Genomic DNA, 3547 nt, shown 5'->3' on the forward strand with positions numbered 1-3547 from the left:
GGGTGAAGGCGGCTACGCCGCCTTCACCCCCTCGCCCCTTAGACCTCTTGAAAGTACTGTCATTTCGAGCGAAGCGAGAAATCTATATTTATTAGTCGGTCAGTAGTGATTAATAGTATATACTCGTTGGTTTTCAAGTGTGAATTTCGAATTGTAGATTGGACACTTAGATGTGATATCAAAAGATTTAAATCAAAATGGTTTTCCTCGTCTTTCATTTACAATCTATAGACAATTATGCGAAGGAGGTTTTTGTGTGGCTTTACTTTGTTGCCATACACCAATGCGTTTCTTGATAGAAACATTCTAAATTGATCCAATTTGCGTACTATTTGCATATTTATTATTGTTAGGGAAGATGTTAAAAGCTATCTTGCGTAACATAACTAATTACCTAACTAAGTTTGGTTATGAACAAGTTAATTCGTATCCTAACTCCCCCCGACAAGTGGAAATTTCCAGTTATTGTACTCCTTGGGGTATTCTTTGGCCTTGGTGCTTTCACTTTTCATCTATCCAAAGCACCATCATACCTTTCCGATAGCCCCGAAACTTGTATTAATTGCCATATAATGGCACCCGAATATTCTACCTGGGCGCACAGTGCGCATAGGGAGTACACCAACTGCAACGACTGCCATGTGCCTCATAACAACATGGTAAATCATTACTACTTTAAAGCTATGGATGGGTTGCGCCACGCCACCATGTTTACTCTTAGGGCTGAGCCTCAGGTTATCCAAATTAAGGAGGCTGGCGCCAAGGCAGTGCAGAATAACTGCATTCGTTGTCACTCCAATGTTATAACTGATACCAAGATGATGCGACCTGAGTTTGCTCACAACGATTTACGTAAGGATCGGCAGTGCTGGGATTGTCATCGCGAGGTGCCTCACGGCAGGGTAAAGGGATTGGCATCAACACCATATGCTTTGGTGCCTCTATTGGAGAGCCCTGTGCCCAGCTGGCTTAAAAAGTTAATGGATAACTAGCAATTTATACCACAGCAAATCCAATCTTAAAACATAAACCGATGAAACACCCAAGATGATGTTAATATCAAATATTTAAAACCAATCCATGGGTGTTATATCATTACCTTTTGAAAACCAAAAAACTGAAAGATGAAACCAATAGGCGAAATTATTAAGGAGAAACCCTGGGTAGGCTGGGTACTCTTTTTTGGAACCATGGTAATCGTATTCCTACTGGGCTTGCTCGCTTCAACAATAGTTGAGCGTCGTGCCGAGGCTGTGTTCGCATACACCCCACAGGTTGAGCATGAGCAGTGGGAGCCAAGGCTCGAGGTTTGGGGTATGAACTTCCCGCGCCAGTACGAGACCTACCTGCAAACAGCCGATACAACCTTTGAGAGCAAGTATTACGGTGCGAGGAAAATTGATATGCTGGCCGAGTATCCGGAGCTGGTATTGCTTTGGGCGGGCTACGCTTTCTCTATGGACTATAGGCAGGGGAGGGGCCATATGCATGCGGTTGACGATGTGCGTCAAACCCTACGCATAGGTTCGCCACTTAAGCCCGAGGAGAATATGCAACCCGGCACATGCTGGACATGCAAAAGCCCCGATGTGCCCAGGCTGATGAAGGAGATGGGTATTGCAGAGTTTTACGCATCAACCGTATCGGAGCTTGGTCCCGAGGTGGTTAACCCCATTGGCTGTGCCGACTGTCATGATGCCAAAACAATGCAGCTGCAAATTACTCGACCAGGCCTTATCGAGGCTTTTCAGCGTCAGGGCAAGGATGTGGCAAAAGCAACCCATCAGGAAATGCGCTCACTGGTATGCGCTCAGTGCCATGTGGAGTACTACTTCAAGGGCGAGGGCAAGTACCTAACATTCCCCTGGGACAAAGGCTTTAGCATGGAGGATATGGAGGCATACTACGATGAGATTAACTTCTCCGACTGGACCCATAAGCTAAGCCGTGCCCCAATGATTAAGGCACAGCACCCCGATTATGAAATATTCCGCTTTGGCGTACACTACGATCGTGGTGTATCATGCGCCGATTGCCATATGCCATATAAGAGCCAAGGAGGAGTGAAGTTCACGAACCACCATATCCAAAGCCCGCTTAACGATGTGGCCAATACCTGTGGCGTTTGCCATAGGGAGGATGCAGCCAAGATGGTACAGAATGTTTATCAAAGGCAGGATGCTTTGCACCAAACTCGCACCTTGCTTGAGGAGACGCTTGCCAAGGCGCATATCGAGGCCAAGTATGCTTGGGACAATGGTGCAAAGGAGAGCCAAATGATGAGGGCGTTGAAGCTTATTCGTGGTGCACAGTGGCGTTGGGATTACGTTGCTGCTAGCCATGGTGCTTCGTTCCATGCCCCATTCGAGAGCGCTCGTGTTATTGGTTTAGGCCTCGAGATGGCCCAGGAAGCTCGTATCGAAATTACTAGGGTAATGGCCGGCATGGGCTATGCCGACCCAATTCCTATGCCCGATATCTCAACCAAGGCCAAGGCTCAGGAGTTTATTGGTCTCGACATGAAAACCCTAAATGCCAAGAAAAAGGTTTTCCTCGAAACGGCCGTTCCACAGTGGCTAAAGGAGGCGCAGGAGCGTGAGGCTCAGTACCCAACCAAAAATATTTAGCAAGCTATGAGATACCTTTTTGCATTAGTTGTTACATCCCTTATTCTGTTCAGCTGCGCCAAGCCAGAGCACCCCGAGGTGGTGGCTGTAAAAAGCGTAATAAACAAAGCCTACATCGAAGGGATTCATAACAATGGTAGCATCGATGATATAAAGGCTGGCTTTCACCCAGGTTTCGAAATGCTATCAAATACCAATGACGAGCTTACCCGCTTTTCCATTGGCGAGTGGGTTGAGCGCATAGAAACCAACCGGGCCAATAACCCCGACCAGAAGCGCGACAGGACAGATGTTAAGTATATTGATGTTGACATCACAGGTGGAGTTGCCTCTGTAAAGTTTGAGCTGCTAAGGAATGGCGAAACCATTTTCACCGATTACATGTACCTATATAAGTTTGGTGACGACTGGAAGATAATTGCTAAGGTGTACCACCGACACTAAGAAAATGTTTAATTCGTTATATGATGAAGCCCGGCTTTTGCTGGGCTTCATCATTTTCTACTAGTACGCATACGAACAGGTATTGTGCATTAGCGAACATAATTTTGTTGCTAAAGATAATCATGAGAATGCTGTATTGTTCTGAAAAATAGTTTGCTGCGAGTTGTGGAATGCAATTAGTAGTTGTTAGGCAAACTTTAAAACTTATATTATGAGAATGATTGGATTATTTTTAGCCTTAGCCTTAGCAACTAACCTTTCTTTTGGACAGGCTACGGAACAGGAGAGTATTAAAAGCGTAATCAACGCGGCGTATGTTGAGGGGATTCATAACCACGGAGATTTAAACCTAACTCGTTCGGGTTTTCACCCCGATTTTCACTAGCATCCGAAAGTACGAAATTTAAAAATGCCCTCAGAATCCCCTATTTTTGAGTTCGACAAAAAACTTTAAAATTATGGGACTCTTCAGGCGA

4 protein-coding genes are annotated in these 3547 nt (G+C 45.4%); all 4 read left to right on the forward strand.

Translation table 11 applies throughout. The annotated features are described in order from the left end of the window. The first annotated feature begins 410 nt into the window (after positions 1–410). The 4 genes from nrfH (at position 411) to G8O23_RS17090 (ending at position 3456) form a co-directional block, all read left to right on the forward strand. Entirely contained in the window at positions 411–992 is a 582-nt protein-coding gene (gene nrfH, locus G8O23_RS17075) for a cytochrome c nitrite reductase small subunit (RefSeq protein WP_166367117.1), read from the forward strand. Between the two features lie 132 nt (positions 993–1124). Further along, complete coding sequence (gene nrfA, locus G8O23_RS17080; RefSeq protein WP_166367119.1) at positions 1125–2627, forward strand: ammonia-forming cytochrome c nitrite reductase; 1503 nt, start codon at positions 1125–1127, stop codon at positions 2625–2627. Between the two features lie 6 nt (positions 2628–2633). Next, a complete protein-coding gene (locus G8O23_RS17085) occupies positions 2634–3071 on the forward strand; it encodes a nuclear transport factor 2 family protein (protein ID WP_166367121.1) in 438 nt (145 codons plus the stop codon). Positions 3072–3282: 211 nt separating this feature from the next. Then, complete coding sequence (locus tag G8O23_RS17090; RefSeq protein WP_166367123.1) at positions 3283–3456, forward strand: hypothetical protein; 174 nt, start codon at positions 3283–3285, stop codon at positions 3454–3456. Positions 3457–3547 lie beyond the last annotated feature (91 nt).

Origin of the sequence: Perlabentimonas gracilis (assembly GCF_011174675.1) — a bacterium.
GTDB lineage: Bacteria > Bacteroidota > Bacteroidia > Bacteroidales > Tenuifilaceae > Perlabentimonas > Perlabentimonas gracilis.

Bases quoted from the DNA above. Each gene is read 5' to 3' on its own strand.
- nrfH (WP_166367117.1), top strand. From the start codon at position 411: ATGAACAAGTTAATTCGTATCCTAACTCCCCCCGACAAGTGGAAATTT.
- G8O23_RS17090 (WP_166367123.1), top strand. From the start codon at position 3,283: ATGAGAATGATTGGATTATTTTTAGCCTTAGCCTTAGCAACTAACCTT.
- G8O23_RS17085 (WP_166367121.1), top strand. From the start codon at position 2,634: ATGAGATACCTTTTTGCATTAGTTGTTACATCCCTTATTCTGTTCAGC.
- nrfA (WP_166367119.1), top strand. From the start codon at position 1,125: ATGAAACCAATAGGCGAAATTATTAAGGAGAAACCCTGGGTAGGCTGG.